This window comes from Nonomuraea rosea, assembly GCF_039539705.1.
In the GTDB taxonomy this organism is placed as follows: domain Bacteria; phylum Actinomycetota; class Actinomycetes; order Streptosporangiales; family Streptosporangiaceae; genus Nonomuraea; species Nonomuraea rosea.
Map to the genome: position 1 here is coordinate 271,178 of NZ_BAABDQ010000004.1, position 14,897 is coordinate 286,074.

Below are 14,897 nucleotides of genomic sequence, written 5' to 3' on the forward strand. Positions count from 1 at the left end.
GTCGGGCGTTAATGTCTCGTAGGCGAACACAGCAGAGAGGGCAGGCGACGTGGCGCGGCACGACCGGTGGGTGATGCTGACCACTCTCGCCGTGCTCCAAGTCCTGACGATCGTCACCGGCATATACGCGATGACCACCGACTTCAGCCTCAGCGCGCTGACGAGCGGGTCTTCACCGACCGAGCCGACGGCGTCCCCGGCGGAAGGGTCTTCCTCCGCCCCCGTGGTCACCTCGGGGCCTGTGCTGGCCCGGCTCTCGGTGAAGTCCGGAGACGGACCTCTCCCGACTAAGGGTACTTTGACGCGGCAGCTCACCAGCGCCCTGGGTGACAAAGCGCTGGGGAGCCACGTGGGCGCGGTGGTGCTCGACGCGGTGACCGGCGAGCGGATCTTCGACTCCGGCGCCGACACCCCCATCACCCCGGCCTCCACCACGAAGATCGTCATCTGCGCCGCCGCCCTGGCCGCGCTCGGCCCGGACGCGCGCCTGTCCACCAGGGTCGTCCAGGGCGCCAAGCCCGGCGCCATCGTCCTGGTCGGCGGCGGCGACCCGCTGCTCGCGGGCCCGTCGGCCAAGCCGGGCTACCCCAAGCAGGCCTCGCTCGCCACGCTGGCCGCCCGCACCGCGGCCACGCTCAAGGCGCAAGGCGTGAAGAAAGTCACCCTTTCCTACGACACTTCGCTCTTCACGGGCTCACCGTCCGCGCCGGGCTGGAAGACGAACTACATCCCCGACGGCGAGGTCGCCCCGGTCTACGCCCTCACCATGGACGAGGGCCGCCAGAACCCGCGCTTCCACATGCCGCGCGTCTCCAACCCGCCCCAGTACGCCGCCACCGCCTTCGCCGGCCTCCTGGCCAAGCAGGGCATCGGGGTGTCCAAGTCCGTCCGCCCGGCCAAGGCCCCCGCAGGCGCCGCCGAGCTCGGCAAGGTGGACTCCGCGCCCCTCTACGCCCTGGTCGAGCACACGCTGACCCGGAGCGACAACGACATGGCGGAGGCGCTGGCCAGGCACGTCGCGATCAAGGAGGGCCAGGAGGCGTCGTTCCCCGGCGGGTCCGCGTCAGTCCTCGCCGTGCTCCAGCGGCTCGGCGCCGCGCAGGGCATCGCGCTCTCCGACGGCAGCGGGCTGTCGATCCGCAACCGCATCAGCCCGAACGCCCTCGCCAAGATCATCGCCATGGCCGGCTCCCCGAGCTACCCCGATCTGCACGCCATCGCCTCCGGCATGCCGATCGCCGGCTTCTCCGGCACCCTCGGCAACGGCCGCCGCTTCGTCGCGAGCGACAGCAAGGGCCAGGTGGGCCTGGTACGCGCCAAGACCGGGACGCTCAACAACATCAACACGCTGGCGGGGATGGCGACGACGAAGGACGGGCGGCTGGTGACGTTCGCCTTCATGGCCGACCGCGTACCCGCGACGGCCGAGCCCGTACTCGACCGCCTCGCCGCCATCGTCGCCCGCTCCTGACGGCCAGCCACCCCGCTCAGCCACCCCGCCCAGCCACCCGCTCGGCCTCCGCCGCCGTCCACCCACGGGCACCGGCTTTCCCGCCCCGGACACGACGGTCCTTCGCAGCCTCGACCAGAACCACGTACGGTGGACGTTATGCAGGTGATCGACTGGGATCTGGCCGTCACGACCGGCACGCGCCTGGTGCGCCCCGGTCCTCAGGTGAGCCGGGAGGAGGCCAGGCAGGCCGTCACCGAGCTCCGCACCCTGTCACGTGAGGCCGAGGGCCACGTGCGCGAGTTCACCAAAATCCACACAGACGCCGCACCACAACCCGCGACCATCGTCGACCGCCCCGGCTGGATCAAGGCGAACGTCGAGGGCTTCCGCGTGGTTCTGGAGCCGCTGACGCAGCGCATGACCAGCGGCGCCAACCCGCCGCCCGCGATCGTCACCGCCGTCGGCTCCCGCATCACCGGCGTCGAGGTCGGGGCGGTCCTGGCCTTCCTCGCCTCGCGGGTGCTCGGCCAGTACGAGCTGTTCCTCCCGCCCGACCCGACAGGCCAGGAGCCGACGGGCCGCCTGACGCTCGTCGCCCCGAACATCGTGCACGCCGAGCGCGAGATGGGCGTCGACCCGCACGACTTCCGCCTGTGGGTGTGCCTCCACGAGGAGACCCACCGCGTCCAGTTCACCGGCGTGACCTGGCTGCGCGAATACGTCCGCTCGCAGATGACCGAGTTCCTGCTCGCCTCCGACCTCGACCTGCCCACGCTCCTGGAGCGCCTGCGCAACGCCGCCGACACGGTGGCCGACGTGGTGCGCGGCGGCGAGGGCAACCTGATCGACGCCATCCAGTCGCCGGGCCAGAAGGAGATCCTCGACCGTCTGACGGCCGTGATGACCCTGGTCGAAGGCCACGGCGACTACGTCATGGACGCGGTGGGCCCGTCCGTGGTGCCGTCGGTGTCCGACATCCGCGCCAAGTTCGCCCATCGCAGGGAGGGCGGCTCCCGCCTCGACCGCACGGTGCGGCGCCTGCTGGGCATCGAGGTCAAGATGAAGCAGTACGCGGAGGGGTCGGCGTTCGTCCGCAAGGTGGTGGACCGGGCGGGGATGGACGGCTTCAACAAGGTCTGGACGTCCCCGGAAACGCTGCCCACCACCCCGGAGATCGCGGACCCGGACGCCTGGATCAGCCGCGTCATCGGCACCCCGGCCCTCCCCGCCTAACCCACAGGCCCCAGCCGGAGGCCGCCGCCCCGGCGCCTCCGGCCGCGCACGCCTTGGGCACGCCCAGGACGTGTCTTCGGCCGGACGGCTCGGGCGCGGTACGGCGCAGCCCGCCGTCCCGGCGCCTCCGGCCGCACGCCCGGCTGTGCACGCCTCGGGCATGAGCTCAGGACGCGTCTTCGGCCCGACCAGGCGGCTCGGGCGGCTGGGCGCCGGCCGCTCCGTCCCGGCGGACCCTGCTGTCGCTTGGCCGGGTGCGCCTCAGACAGACCCCCGACGGGTCGCAGGACGTGTGCCCGCGGCGGGTCCTCCGAGCGGACTCGGGATGCCGCACAGCGGGCGGTGCCGCGTTTGGGCGTGAGCCGGCCGGGATGGCGTCGTGTGGGTGGCGACCCGGGACAATGGCACCTGTGGGTCCACATCCAGCCGTAGCCGACGTCCGCAGAGCAGTGCGGGAGGCGCTGGCCGACCTGCCCAAGGGCGCGCTGGTGCTGACCGCGTGCAGCGGCGGAGCCGACTCCCTGGCGCTCGCGGCCGCCCTGGCGTTCGCCGCCCCCCGCATGGGCCTGCGCGCCGGCCTGCTGACCGTGGACCACCAGCTCCAGCCAGGCTCGGCCGAGCGGGCTCAGACGGTCGCGACGATCGCCCGCCGGCTCGGCCTCGACCCCGTCGACGTGCTCACCGTCACCGTCGGCGCGGAGGGCGGACCGGAGGCGGCGGCCAGGGAGGCACGGTACGCGGCGCTGGCGCACGCGGCAGACCGGCTGGGGGCCGCGACGGTCCTCCTGGGACACACCAGGGACGACCAGGCGGAGACGGTCCTCCTGGGCCTGGCCAGAGGCAGCGGGCCCCGCTCGCTCTCCGGCATGGCCGCCGTGACCGGCCGCTACCGCAGGCCCCTGCTGGCCCTCGCCAGAGCCACCACCGTGACCGCCTGCCGGGCCCAGGACCTGACCCCCTGGGACGACCCGCACAACGACGACCCCCGCTACACCCGGGTACGCGTAAGAAAGCGCATCCTCCCCCTCCTTGAGGACGAACTCGGCCCAGGAGTGGCCGAAGCGCTCGCGCGGACGGCGAGGATGGCCCGCGAGGACTCCGACGCGCTCGACCAATGGGCTGAATCGGCGTTCCAGAATTGCGCTCTAAGCGATATTGACCAGCAGATAACGCTCGCCGTACCGGAGCTGGAGAAGCTGCCCGACGCCGTCAGGCGGAGGGTGCTGCGGCGGGCGGCCATCGCCGCCGGAGCGCCGTCCGGCGCCCTGTCCGCCACCCACGTGCTGGCGGTGGACCGGCTGGTCACGCGGTGGCACGGGCAGAAGGCGGTGGATCTGCCCGGAGGTCTGTCCGCCGCCCGGCGGTATGGCACCCTGATACTCGCCATCAGTCCCATCCCGTAAGGAACCACAGGTGGACGCTGCCGACATGGGCAATGACCTGGAGAAGGTCCTCATCCCCGAGGACGAGCTCCAGGCCAAGATCAAAGAGCTTGCCGGGCGGATCGACGCGGATTATGCGGGCAAGGACGTGTTGCTCGTGGGCGTGCTGAAGGGCGCCGTCATGGTCATGGCCGACCTGGCCAGAGCCCTGCACGTGCCCGTGCAGATGGACTGGATGGCGGTGTCGTCCTACGGGGCGGGCACCAAGTCCTCCGGTGTCGTCCGCGTGCTGAAAGACCTCGACACCGACATCTTGAACCGCCACGTGCTGATCGTCGAGGACATCATCGACTCCGGCCTGACCCTGCACTGGCTGCTGGAAAACCTGAAATCACGCAATCCGGCCTCGTTGGAGATCTGCGCGGCGCTGCGGAAACCCGACGCGGTGAAGGTGCCGATCGAAGTGAAATACGTCGGGTTCGACATTCCCAGCGAGTTCGTCATCGGTTATGGGCTCGACTACGCGGAGCGATACCGGAACCTGCCGTTCATCGGCACTCTCGCGCCGCACGTCTATAAGTAGCAATCGCTGCCGTGGCCGGGAACATCGCGCAACGTGACGTACGTTGATAGGGCAAGACCGGTGTAGCGGGCGGGTCCCTCCGCACGCTGTGCCGGTGTACCTTCAGACTCCGGGAGGGTGACCTAGCGTCCCCTTCGGGTAGTCAGAAGTCGCGGTGTCGGATGCCGCGGCCCCGGGTGCCAGCCCGGGGTTCCAGGCCATGGTCAGGAAGGGACGGGCCCGCAAGGGGTTCCGCATCGGATGGATCTCAAGCGATTTACACGTGGGCCACTGCTGTGGATCCTGGGCATCGTCGTGCTGCTCCTGCTCGTCACCCAGCTTTGGAGTGGTGGCGGCAATTACAAGGCGGCCGACACGTCCCTGGTTCTCCAGCAGATTCGCGCCGGAAACGTCAGCAACGCCAAGATCGTCGACAAGGACAACCGGATCGAGGTGACTCTGATCCGGGCGGTCGCGGCGAAGCCCGGCGACCAGCCGACGAAGCTGATCCAGGCAGACTGGGTCACCGGCTACGGCAGCAAGCTGACCGACGAGCTCCAGGCTCAGGTCGACGCCGGCAAGACCAAGAGCTTCACCACCGAGGTGCCGCAGGAGAACTTCCTGATCAGCATCCTCGTGAGTTTCCTGCCGATCGTCATCATCGTGCTGATCTTCCTGTTCATCATGAACCAGATGCAGGGCGGCGGCTCGCGCGTGATGAACTTCGGCAAGTCCAAGGCCAAGCTCATCACCAAGGACACCCCCAAGACCACCTTCGCCGACGTCGCGGGCGCTGACGAGGCCATCGAGGAGCTCCAGGAGATCAAGGAGTTCTTGCAGGCCCCGGCCAAGTTCCAGGCGATCGGCGCCAAGATCCCCAAGGGCGTCCTGCTGTACGGCCCGCCCGGCACCGGTAAGACGCTGCTGGCCCGCGCCGTCGCAGGCGAGGCCGGCGTGCCGTTCTACTCGATCTCCGGCTCCGACTTCGTCGAGATGTTCGTGGGTGTCGGCGCCTCGCGTGTCCGTGACCTGTTCGAGCAGGCGAAGGCCAACGCTCCGGCGATCATCTTCATCGACGAGATCGACGCCGTCGGCCGCCACCGCGGCGCCGGCCTGGGCGGCGGTCACGACGAGCGCGAGCAGACGCTCAACCAGCTGCTCGTCGAGATGGACGGCTTCGACGTCAAGGGCGGCGTGATCCTCATCGCCGCGACCAACCGGCCCGACATCCTCGACCCGGCGCTGCTGCGTCCTGGCCGGTTCGACCGGCAGGTCACCGTCGACCGTCCCGACCTCGAGGGCCGTAGGGGCATCCTCAAGGTCCACGGCCGCGGCAAGCCGTTCGCGCCCGACGTCGACCTTGACGTCATCGCGCGCCGCACGCCCGGGTTCACCGGCGCCGACCTGGCCAACGTGATCAACGAAGCGGCCCTGCTCACCGCGCGGGCCGACCAGAAGCTGATCACGATGGAGCTCCTCGAAGAGGCGATCGACCGTGTCATGGCAGGGCCCGAGCGCAAGACGCGGGTCATGTCCGACAGGGAAAAGAAGATGATCGCCTACCACGAGGGCGGTCACGCGCTGGTGGCGCACGCGCTGCCCAACTCCGACCCGGTGCACAAGATCACGATCTTGTCCCGCGGCCGCGCCCTCGGTTACACGATGACGCTGCCGATGGAGGACAAGTTCCTGGCCACCAGGTCCGAGATGATGGACCAGCTCGCGATGCTGCTCGGCGGCCGCGCGGCGGAGGAGCTCGTCTTCCACGAGCCCACCACCGGCGCCTCCAACGACATCGAGAAGGCCACGGCCGTCGCCCGCCGCATGGTGGTCGAATACGGCATGAGCGAGCAGCTCGGCGCCCGTAAGTTCGGCAGCGGCAACGCCGAGGTGTTCCTCGGCCGCGAGATGGGCCACGAGCGCGACTACTCCGAGAAGATCGCCTCCAGCATCGACGAGGAGGTCCGCCGGATGATCGAGACGGCGCACGACCAGGCATGGGACATCCTGGTCGAATACCGCGACGTGCTCGACAACCTGGTGCTGGAGCTCATGGAGAAGGAGACCCTCTCCCGCGACATGGTGCTCCAGGCCTTCGCTCCGGTGGTCGTCAAGGAGCACCGCCCGTCCTACGCGGGCTACGGCAAGCGGCTCCCCTCGGATCGCCCGCCGATCCTGACCCCGAAGGAGCAGTCGGCCAACGGCTCGCTCACCTCGGGCCACCAGGACGCGCTTCCCTCCGGGGACTCTGCGTGACTCAGTACGACGTCGACCTGGGGCGGATCGAGAAGGCCGTTCGCGAGATCCTCTACGCCATCGGCGAGGATCCCGATCGCGACGGCCTGATCGAGACGCCCTCCCGGGTCGCCCGCGCGATGGCCGAGCAGTATTCGGGGCTCGGCCTGAAGCCGGAAGACGTGCTCAACAAGGTCTTCGACGTCGATCACGACGAGATGGTGCTCGTGCGTGACATCGAGGTCTACTCGACCTGTGAGCACCACCTGGTCCCGTTCCACGGGCAGGCCCACGTGGGCTACATCCCCAACGAGCGCGGCCAGGTGACGGGGTTGTCGAAGCTGGCCCGTCTGGTGGACGTGTTCGCGCGCCGTCCGCAGGTGCAGGAGCGGATGACGTCCCAGATCGCCGACGCGCTCATGCGGGTGCTGGATCCGCGCGGGGTCATCGTGGTGGTCGAGGCGGAGCATCTGTGCATGACGATGCGCGGCGTACGCAAGCCGGGCGCCAAGACCGTCACCTCCGCCGTCCGCGGCGACTTCCGCACCAGCGACAAGACCCGCTCCGAGGCGATGGCGCTGATCATCGGCAGATGAGGATCGTTATCCACTACTGGGGACCCGCGATGTCAGCAGGGGTGGTACAACGCCTAGGCTTGGCCCATGACTAGCGTGCCCATCAACGTGCCGGAAGGTACGCAGCGGTGCCTCGTCATGGGCGTGGTCAATGTGACGCCGGATTCATTCTCCGACGGCGGCCTGTGGTTCGACGAGGCGGCGGCCATCCAGCACGGCTTTCAGCTGGTCCAGGACGGCGCCGACATCGTCGACGTGGGCGGTGAGTCCACCCGCCCGGGCGCGGCCAGGGTGTCGCTGGAGGAGGAGCTGGCCAGGGTCGTGCCCGTGATCAGAGCGCTCGACGCGGAGGGGATCGCGGTCAGCGTCGACACGATGCGGGCCGAGGTCGCCAAGGCGGCGGTCGAGGCCGGCGCGCGGCTCGTCAACGACGTGAGCGGTGGTCTCGCCGACCCCGAGATGCCACGGGTCGTGGCCGCGACCGGCGTCTCCTACGTCGTGATGCACTGGCGCGGCCACAGCCATGACATGTACAGCAGAGCCGTCTACGCCGACGTCGTCACCGAGGTGCGCGAGGAGCTGAGCAAACGGGTCGATCTGGTGCTGGCCGAGGGGGTGTCGGAGGAGCAGATCGTGCTCGATCCCGGCCTCGGCTTCGCCAAGAACGCCGAGCACAACTGGGCGCTGCTGGCCGGGATCCCGCAGCTGGCCGAGCTGGGCTATCCGTTGCTGGTGGGGGCGTCGCGCAAGCGGTTCCTCGGCCGGCTGCTGGCCGATCCCGACGGGACGCCCCGGCCGTTCAGCCGCAGCGACGACGCCACGCTGGCCGTGACGGCGCTGGCTGCGCAGGCGGGCGCGTGGTGCGTACGCGTGCACGAGGTAGGTCCCAATGCCGATGCCGTGCGCGTGGCGGCCGCATGGAAGAGAGCCGGAGCCAATACATGAGCGTCGACACTGCCGCGATCGAGACGGTGAACCAGGAGTTCTACACCGCCATCGAAAACGCGGATCTCGACAAGATGACCGAGATCTGGGCGGAGGACTCCGCCGACGAGCAGGTCAGCTGCGTACACCCGGGCTGGACCCTGCTGACGGGCCGGTCGGAGGTGCTGCGCTCGTGGGCGCTGATCATGGCCAACACGACCTACATCCAGTTCGTGCTGACCGACGTCAGCACCACGGTGCTGGGTGACGTGGCCGTGCTCACGTGCGTCGAGAACATCCTCACCGCCGGCGAGGAGGGTGAATCCAGCTTCGCCGCGGGCAAGGTAGTGGCCAGCAACGTCTACATCCGTACCGCGCAGGGCTGGCGGCTGTGGATGCACCACGGCTCACCGGTGCTCCAGGGCGACGACGACGAGGAGGAGGAAGGCGAGCTTGAGCGCTGATCGCATCGCTCTCAAGGGCCTGCGGGCCAGGGGGAGACACGGCGTGCTCGCTGCCGAGCGGGAGCTCGGGCAGGAGTTCGTGGTCGACGCGACGCTGTTCCTCGACACGGCGCCCGCCGCGGCCGGTGACGACCTCACCAAGACCGTCCACTACGGCGAGCTGGCCCAGGCGCTGACCGACGTCGTCGAGGGCGAGCCGGTCGAGCTCATCGAGACGCTCGCGCAGCGGCTGGCCGAGGTGTGTCTGGCCAGCGAGCTGGTGCACAAGGTAGAAGTGAGCGTGCACAAACCGGCGGCGCCGATCCCGCTGCCGTTCGACGACGTGGTCGTGACGATCGAGCGGAGGCGCGCATGAAGGTCGTCCTGGCTTTCGGCAGCAATCTGGGCCGCCGCTTCGACACCTTGCAGGGGGCCCTGGACACCCTGTTCGACGCGCCCGGGCTGGAGTTCGTCCGGGCGTCGCCGGTCTACGAGACCGAGCCCGTCGGGGGTCCGGCCGGGCAGAAGCCCTATCTCAACGCGATCGTGATCGCCGAGACCACGCTTGAGCCGCACACGCTGCTGGAGCGGGCGCTCAACGTCGAGGACGCCTTCGGGCGGGTCCGCGCGGAGCGCTGGGGGCCGCGTACGCTCGACATCGACCTGATCGTCGTCGGCGACGTCGTGTGCGAAGACCCCGACCTGACACTGCCGCATCCACGCGCCCACGAGCGTGCGTTCGTGCTCGTGCCCTGGTCGAAGGCCGATCCCGAGGGTGAGGTGCCCGGGCACGGCCCGGTGTCCGGCCTGCTGGAGGGGCTCGACCGGCAGGGCGTGCACCTGCGCCACGACCTGAAGCTGCAGAGGCCGGATTGACGCCGACCCGCCCGGGCCCCCTGGTCCTCATCGTCGCCCTCGTCGCGCTGCTCACGTGGGCGGTGATCAGGCCGTTCTACTCAGAGCTGCCCCTGATGCCGTGGACCGCGATCCCGACGGTGCTGCTGCTGGCGATCGGCGAGGCCTACACCGGCTGGGCGACCAAGGCCAGGATCGCCCGCAAGCCCGACACCAAGCCGGTGGAGCCGCTGGCCGTGGCCCGGCTGGCGGCGCTGGCGAAGGCGTCGGCGTACGCGGGGGCGGTGTTCGGAGGGCTGTTCGCGGGCTTCGCCCTCTACACGGTGCAGATCCTCGACCGGGAGACGCCGCGCTCGGAGTTCTTCGTCGCGACCGGGTCGTTCCTCTCGTGCGTCGCGCTGATCTGCGCGGCCCTCTACCTGGAGCACTGCTGCCGCATCCCGAAGGAGCCGGACGATCTGAAGCGCGACTAGGAGAGGTCTTCGACGGCGGGGCGCGCGGCGCTCAGCCTGTCCTGCCACATCTGCCGCTGCAGCAGGCGTAGCGCGCGGCGGATCACGTCGCTCGGCCGCTCGCCTTCCCGCATGGCGAGACGGATGATCCGCTCGTCCTCGGCGTTGGGGGCGAAGTCGATGTCAGCCATGGTCAGAGCCTACGGAACCGTCGATCCCCTCGTCCTGCTTTTGCGGGACAGGGGCGGTCCGGCGGCGGCCGAAGAGGTAGATGACCGGCAGCGTGCAGATCAGCGGTCCCAGGATGGCGATGGGCCGCTCCAGCCACCATTTGAGGTCCGGCGGGATCTTGGTGCCCAGGTTGCCGAACAGCCACCACGACAGCCCCAGGGCGATGGCCATCCCGGTCGTGTGGAACAGGAACAGCGGCAGCGCGTACCGGTTGATGAAGTCGTTGGCGCGCCGCCAGCGCGGCCGCTCCAGGACGCGTTCCATGGCCGGCCGCAGCACCTCGACCAGGCCGATCTGGAACAGCAGCAGGGCGACGATCACGAACGTGGGAGGCGCCATGTTCGACCACTTGTCACCGGGCACGCCCACCATCGAGCCGGGGTAGATGCCCGAATAGACCAGGCCGAACAGGGCGAACAACCCCGTCCACAGCAGGCCCATGTCGTAGCGCCTGGGCAGGATGACGACCCGGTCGTAGAAGAACCCGGCCTGGTGCGCCAGCCCCCAGATGATGATCATGTTGAGCCAGCCCGCCCACTCGATCCCGTAGCGGAAGCGCACCACGTCCACCACCAGGGACGCGCCGCCGAGCCAGATCAGCGCCAGCACGTCGTAGCGGCGGTGCAGCCAGAGCGCGACGGGCAGCAGCGCGATCAGCACCAGGTAGACGCCGAGGAACCACAGCGGGCTGAGCACCAGCAGCACCACCCGCCACATCCAGTCGATGTGGAGGACGGCCGTGACGACCGCTCCGATGGCGACCCAGGCTCCGGACAGGAGCAGCGCGGGTAAGGCCAGCGCACGGATGCGCCGCCAGACGAACGCGCCGATGCCGGTGCCGCGTGCCTTGGCCCGGTGCCAGGACAGCAGGTGCACGTGGCCGCCGACGTAGAAGAACAGCGGCAGGACCTGGAGCAGCCAGGTGAGTATCCACAGCCCGGAGGTGAAGCCGAGCGGGCTGGTGGGCTCGGGGCCGCTCGGCTTCCACTGCAGGATCGTGAACGCCCAGTGCCAGACCACCACCACGATCAGGCTGAGGGCGCGGAGCCAGTCGACGTACTTGTCGCGTTCGGGAGTGCTCACTTGTCGATGTCACCCACGACGAAGAACATGGAGCCGAGGATGGCCACCATGTCCGCGACCAGGTGGCCGGGCAGCATCTCCCGCAGCACCTGGATGTTGTTGTACGAGGCCGAGCGCAGCTTGAGCCGCCACGGGGTCTTGTCGCCCTTGGAGACCAGGTAGTAGCCGTTGATGCCGAGCGGGTTCTCGGTCCACGCGTACGTGTGGCCCTCCGGGACCTTGAGCACCTTCGGCAGCCGCTGGTTGATCGGCCCCTGCGGCAGCGAGCGCAGCCGCTCGGCGCAGGCCTCGGCCAGGTCGAGCGAGACCTTGAGCTGTTCGAGCAGCAGCTCGAACCGGCTGTGGCAGTCGCCCGCGCTCCGGGTGACGACCTTGACGGGCAGCTCGGGATAGGCGAGGTACGGGTCGTCGCGCCGCAGGTCGAAGTCGACGCCCGAGGCGCGGGCGATGGGGCCGCTCACGCCGTACTGCATGATCTGCTCCTGGGAGAGCACGCCGACACCCTTGGTACGGGCGACGAAGATCTCGTTGTTCAGGATGAGGTTCTCGATGTCGGGCACCCGGCGCCGGGTCTCCGCGACGGCCTCCGACACGCGGTCGAGCCAGCCGAGCGGCAGATCCTCCTTGAGCCCGCCGACGCGGTTGAACATGTAGTGCATGCGCCCGCCGGAGATCTCCTCCATCACGGCCTGGATGCGCTCGCGCTCGTTGAAGGAGTAGAACAGCGGCGTGATCGCGCCCAGCTCCAGGGGGTAGGAGCCGAGGAACATCAGGTGGTTGAGCACCCGGTTGAGCTCGGCCAGCAGCGTACGGGCCCATACGGCGCGCACCGGCGGCTCCATGCCGAGCAGCCGCTCGGCGGCCAGGACCACGCCGAGCTCGTTCGCGAACCCCGACAGCCAGTCGTGCCTGTTGGCCAGCATGATGATCTGGCGATAGTCACGCACCTCGAACAGCTTCTCCGCGCCCCGGTGCATGTAGCCGACGATCGGCTCGGCGGTGGCGATGCGCTCGCCGTCGAGCGTGAGCCGGAGCCGCAGGACCCCGTGGGTCGACGGGTGCTGCGGGCCGATGTTGAGGATCATGTCCTCGGTGGCCAGCTCTTTCGCGCCGGCTCCGATCCCGACCACGCGTTCCGTCATACGGCCATGCTGCCACCCTCACTGGTGTTGATCCAGCGCGGGGGATGGTCAAGAAATGGTGTGGAAACGCATCCCGAAGTCGGACATGGGGAGGAATATCGGGAACGGGGGGAGAAATCACCATGAAGAGAGTTGTGTTTGACATCGCGGCTCTGATCGCGCGGATCGTGACAGGCGTGATCTTCGTGACGCACGGCTGGCAGAAGTGGCAGGGTGGCCTCGGAGCCACGACGCAGCAGTTCAGGGACATGGGGATCCCGATGCCGGAGCTGGCAGCCGGGTTCTCCAGCATCGTCGAGACCGTCGGCGGCATCTTCCTCATCCTCGGACTGCTGGTGCGGCCCGTCGCCTTGCTGCTGCTGCTCAACATGCTCGGTGCGATCGCGTTCGTGCACGGTGGCAACGGGGTGCTGACCTCAAGCAACGGCTGGGAGCTGCCCGGCGCGCTGGGTGCGCTCAGCCTGTTGTTCCTGGCCCTGGGCGGGGGACGGATCGGGTTGGACGGCATCTTCCACTCGATGTTCCGCAGGCGCTCCGAACGCCGTGCGGCCGAGGACGATCTCGCGCCCTACGCTCCGAGCTCGGCGGCCGGCCGGGTCGAGCCCTCGAACGTGCGCACGACCGGGGGGCCGACGACACCCGCGGCGTCCACCGAGCCGGCCGAGCGGCCCGAGGTGCCGAGGCAGCCGTCGGATCCCAAGGCGGGCAGGCTCAACGACGAGGACATGCGGGACATCGACGCCCTGGTCGCCGACGAGCCGCCCGAGCACCGCAAACCGCCGAACCGCTGACCCGGCCGGGCCGGCGGCCTGTTTCGCGTGCTCAGCGGGAGACCAGGTCCCGGAGGGCTTCGACCAGCCGGTCCACGTGCTCCTGCGTGGTCCCGATGCCGATCGAGGCCCGGATCGCGGAGGTGGTGTCGTCGTCGCATCCGCCGTCGGCGTCCTGGGCGCCCAGCAGGTGCCGCAGGAACGGGTGGGCGCAGAACTTCCCGTCACGGACGCCGATGCCGTACTCGCTGGACAGCACCTCGGCCACCTCGCGGGCCGAGTAGCCGGCCACGGTGAACGACACGATGCCCACGCGCGGGTGATCGTCCCCCCACAGCGACAGCTCCCGCACGCCCTCGACCGAGGCCAGCCCCGACCGCAGGCGGGCGATCAGCCGCTCCTCCTCGCGGACGAGCTCGGTCCAGCCGGTGGCGCTGAGCGCGTCGCAGGCGGCGGCCAGCGCGATGGCGCCCAGCACGTTCGGGGTGCCCGCCTCGTGCCGCGGCTCGGGGTCGTCGTGCCACTCGGCGGTCTCACCCACCGACCGCACCGCGCCGCCGCCCTTGAGGTACGGCTCGCCCTCGGCCAGCCAGTCGCGGCGGCCGACCAGCACGCCGGCCCCGAACGGGGCATACAGCTTGTGCCCGGAGAAGGCCACGTAGTCCAGGCCGAGCGCGGTCAGGTTGAGCCGCCGATGCGGTACGAGCTGCGCGGCGTCCACCAGGATGCGGGCCCCATGCCGGTGCGCGATGTGGGCCAGGGCGGCGATGGGCCACAGCTCGCCGGTGACGTTCGAGGCGGCGGTGACGACCAGCAGCTTCGGCCCGTCGATCGCGGCCAGCGCCTCGTCGGCGGCGCGCACGGCCTCGCCGGGGAAGGCGGGCGCGGCCAGCCGTACGGACGCGGGCCAGGGCAGGAGCGAGGCGTGGTGCTCGGTGTCGAAGACCACGGTGGTGGTGCCCTCGGGCAGGCAGCCGGCCAGCAGGTTCGTGGCGTCGGTGGTGTTGCGGGTGAAGATCACGGCGTCGTCGGGACGCGCTCCGACGAAGGCTCTGACCGTGTGGCGTGCCTGCTCGTACCTGGCGGTGGTGAGCTGGGAGGCGTAACCCGCGCCGCGGTGGACGCTGGAGTAGGCCGGGAGCGCGGCGGCGACGGCGGCGCTGACCGGCTCCAGACAGGGGGCGCTGGCCGCGTAGTCGAGGTTGGCGTAGCCGACCAGCCTGCCGCCCTTGACCGGCACTTCGAGGTCGGCGCCGAGCACGGCGGGAATCGACCGGCCGCTCGCGGCGGGCGCGTTCGCGGGGGCCTCGGCGGCGGGCACGGAGTTGAAGATCGTCAGCGTGGACACGGCAAATCTCCTCGGGTCATCGGACCCGTGGGAGCAGCCACAGAGCCCGCGCTTGCCCGTCACACCTCGTGACGGACCAGGTCTTCACCCGGGGCACCCCGCCGCGGACGCGAGGGTTGCCGGCCAGCTAGCCGGGGCTTGTCGCTGGCACTCATGACCTACGCCAGGACTATACCAATAAGAAGCCTGTTCATCACACTGCCGCCTCA

16 protein-coding genes and 1 riboswitch are annotated in these 14,897 nt (G+C 69.8%); of the genes, 12 read left to right on the forward strand and 4 right to left on the reverse strand.

Going from position 1 to position 14,897, the window contains the following annotated elements; translation table 11 throughout:
* Nucleotides 1–49: 49 nt before the first annotated feature.
* From dacB to ABEA43_RS12295, 11 genes are all read left to right on the forward strand, one after another.
* On the forward strand, nucleotides 50–1,471 hold the full coding sequence (dacB, locus tag ABEA43_RS12245) for a D-alanyl-D-alanine carboxypeptidase/D-alanyl-D-alanine endopeptidase (RefSeq protein ID WP_345561218.1): 1,422 nt from the start codon (nucleotides 50–52) through the stop codon (nucleotides 1,469–1,471).
* Between the two features lie 138 nt (nucleotides 1,472–1,609).
* A complete protein-coding gene (locus ABEA43_RS12250) occupies nucleotides 1,610–2,686 on the forward strand; it encodes a zinc-dependent metalloprotease (RefSeq protein ID WP_345561219.1) in 1,077 nt (358 codons plus the stop codon).
* A gap of 401 nt (nucleotides 2,687–3,087) precedes the next feature.
* Nucleotides 3,088–4,089, forward strand: coding sequence for a tRNA lysidine(34) synthetase TilS (tilS, locus tag ABEA43_RS12255; protein ID WP_345561221.1), 1,002 nt, complete (start codon nucleotides 3,088–3,090; stop codon nucleotides 4,087–4,089).
* A gap of 10 nt (nucleotides 4,090–4,099) precedes the next feature.
* Nucleotides 4,100–4,651, forward strand: coding sequence for a hypoxanthine phosphoribosyltransferase (hpt, locus tag ABEA43_RS12260; protein ID WP_345561223.1), 552 nt, complete (start codon nucleotides 4,100–4,102; stop codon nucleotides 4,649–4,651).
* Nucleotides 4,652–4,891: 240 nt separating this feature from the next.
* Nucleotides 4,892–6,886 (forward strand): ATP-dependent zinc metalloprotease FtsH, encoded by a 1,995-nt coding sequence (gene ftsH, locus ABEA43_RS12265; RefSeq protein WP_345561225.1) that lies wholly within the window; start codon nucleotides 4,892–4,894, stop codon nucleotides 6,884–6,886.
* Nucleotides 6,883–7,461, forward strand: coding sequence for a GTP cyclohydrolase I FolE (gene folE / locus ABEA43_RS12270; protein WP_345561227.1), 579 nt, complete (start codon nucleotides 6,883–6,885; stop codon nucleotides 7,459–7,461). Before ftsH ends, folE begins: the two co-directional genes overlap by 4 nt.
* Before the next feature lie 66 nt (nucleotides 7,462–7,527).
* Entirely contained in the window at nucleotides 7,528–8,385 is an 858-nt protein-coding gene (gene folP / locus ABEA43_RS12275; protein WP_486348721.1) for a dihydropteroate synthase, read from the forward strand.
* A complete protein-coding gene (locus ABEA43_RS12280) occupies nucleotides 8,382–8,828 on the forward strand; it encodes a nuclear transport factor 2 family protein (RefSeq protein ID WP_345561228.1) in 447 nt (148 codons plus the stop codon). Before folP ends, ABEA43_RS12280 begins: the two co-directional genes overlap by 4 nt.
* Nucleotides 8,818–9,183: a dihydroneopterin aldolase gene (folB, locus tag ABEA43_RS12285; RefSeq protein ID WP_345561230.1), complete on the forward strand. Its 366-nt coding sequence runs from the start codon at nucleotides 8,818–8,820 to the stop codon at nucleotides 9,181–9,183. The genes ABEA43_RS12280 and folB overlap by 11 nt, the downstream gene beginning before the upstream one ends.
* A complete protein-coding gene (gene folK, locus ABEA43_RS12290; RefSeq protein WP_345561232.1) occupies nucleotides 9,180–9,683 on the forward strand; it encodes a 2-amino-4-hydroxy-6-hydroxymethyldihydropteridine diphosphokinase in 504 nt (167 codons plus the stop codon). Before folB ends, folK begins: the two co-directional genes overlap by 4 nt.
* Nucleotides 9,680–10,135, forward strand: coding sequence for a DUF3180 domain-containing protein (locus ABEA43_RS12295; RefSeq protein WP_345561233.1), 456 nt, complete (start codon nucleotides 9,680–9,682; stop codon nucleotides 10,133–10,135). Before folK ends, ABEA43_RS12295 begins: the two co-directional genes overlap by 4 nt.
* On the opposite strand, the gene ABEA43_RS12300 is transcribed toward ABEA43_RS12295, so the two are convergent.
* From ABEA43_RS12300 to ABEA43_RS12310, 3 genes are read right to left on the reverse strand one after another with little or no spacing between them, the layout of a single operon-like run.
* Nucleotides 10,132–10,305, reverse strand: a complete 174-nt coding sequence (locus tag ABEA43_RS12300; protein WP_345561234.1) for a hypothetical protein — start codon at nucleotides 10,303–10,305, stop codon at nucleotides 10,132–10,134. The two genes, ABEA43_RS12295 and ABEA43_RS12300, sit on opposite strands and share 4 nt — an antisense overlap.
* Nucleotides 10,298–11,428: an acyltransferase family protein gene (locus ABEA43_RS12305; RefSeq protein WP_345561235.1), complete on the reverse strand. Its 1,131-nt coding sequence runs from the start codon at nucleotides 11,426–11,428 to the stop codon at nucleotides 10,298–10,300. Before ABEA43_RS12305 ends, ABEA43_RS12300 begins: the two co-directional genes overlap by 8 nt.
* Nucleotides 11,425–12,570, reverse strand: coding sequence for an NADH-quinone oxidoreductase subunit D (locus ABEA43_RS12310; RefSeq protein ID WP_345561236.1), 1,146 nt, complete (start codon nucleotides 12,568–12,570; stop codon nucleotides 11,425–11,427). The genes ABEA43_RS12305 and ABEA43_RS12310 overlap by 4 nt, the downstream gene beginning before the upstream one ends.
* Before the next feature lie 122 nt (nucleotides 12,571–12,692).
* Here ABEA43_RS12310 and ABEA43_RS12315 point away from each other — a divergent pair, with 122 nt between their 5' ends.
* Nucleotides 12,693–13,361, forward strand: a complete 669-nt coding sequence (locus tag ABEA43_RS12315; protein WP_345561238.1) for a DoxX family protein — start codon at nucleotides 12,693–12,695, stop codon at nucleotides 13,359–13,361.
* 31 nt (nucleotides 13,362–13,392) lie between these two features.
* Here ABEA43_RS12315 and ABEA43_RS12320 read toward each other — a convergent pair whose 3' ends face one another.
* The gene (locus ABEA43_RS12320) at nucleotides 13,393–14,688 is read right to left on the reverse strand and encodes an aminotransferase class V-fold PLP-dependent enzyme (RefSeq protein WP_345561239.1); all 1,296 of its coding nucleotides are present in this window, start codon (nucleotides 14,686–14,688) and stop codon (nucleotides 13,393–13,395) included.
* A 43-nt stretch (nucleotides 14,689–14,731) separates the two neighbouring features.
* Nucleotides 14,732–14,847: riboswitch (SAM riboswitch) on the reverse strand.
* Nucleotides 14,848–14,897: the final 50 nt, after the last annotated feature.